Genomic DNA, 550 nt, shown 5'->3' on the forward strand with positions numbered 1-550 from the left:
CACCACCGCCACTGTCAACGACAAGGCTTTCGAGGCGCTTTTGAAGATGCGCTGGCAGCCGGCGCTGCGCACGGTTCCGCCCTACCATGACGACCCCGTCTACATCGATGCGCTGGCGACCTCGATCAAGCGGCATCTGGCGACGCTCGACTGGGAGCCGGACGTGGTTCTGACCTCCTTCCACGGCATCCCCAAGAGCTATTTCGACAAGGGCGACCCCTACTACTGCCAATGCCAGAAGACCGCACGCCTCTTGCGCGAAAAGCTCGGCTGGTCGAAGGAGAAGCTGCAGGTCACCTTCCAGTCGCGCTTCGGACCGGAGGAATGGCTGCAACCCTACACCGACAAGACGGTCGAGAAGCTCGCCCAGGATGGCGTCAAGCGCATTGCCGTGATCAACCCCGGTTTTGTTTCCGACTGCCTGGAAACGCTGGAGGAGATCGCCGAACAGGCGGCCGAGAGCTTCCACCACAATGGCGGCGAGAAGTTCACCCATATCCCCTGCCTGAACGACAGCGCCGAAGGCATGGCCGTGCTCGAGCACGTCGTG

The 550-nt window shown here is 62.2% G+C and carries 1 protein-coding gene; it reads left to right on the top strand.

All coding sequences use genetic code 11. The features are described 5' to 3' along the window. Positions 1-550: ferrochelatase (gene hemH, locus MKZ91_RS31530; RefSeq protein WP_336174951.1), on the top strand; the 550-nt coding region annotated here is incomplete at both ends.

Origin of the sequence: Ensifer sp. MJa1 (assembly GCF_037026475.1) — a bacterium.
Taxonomy (GTDB): Bacteria; Pseudomonadota; Alphaproteobacteria; order Rhizobiales; family Rhizobiaceae; genus Ensifer.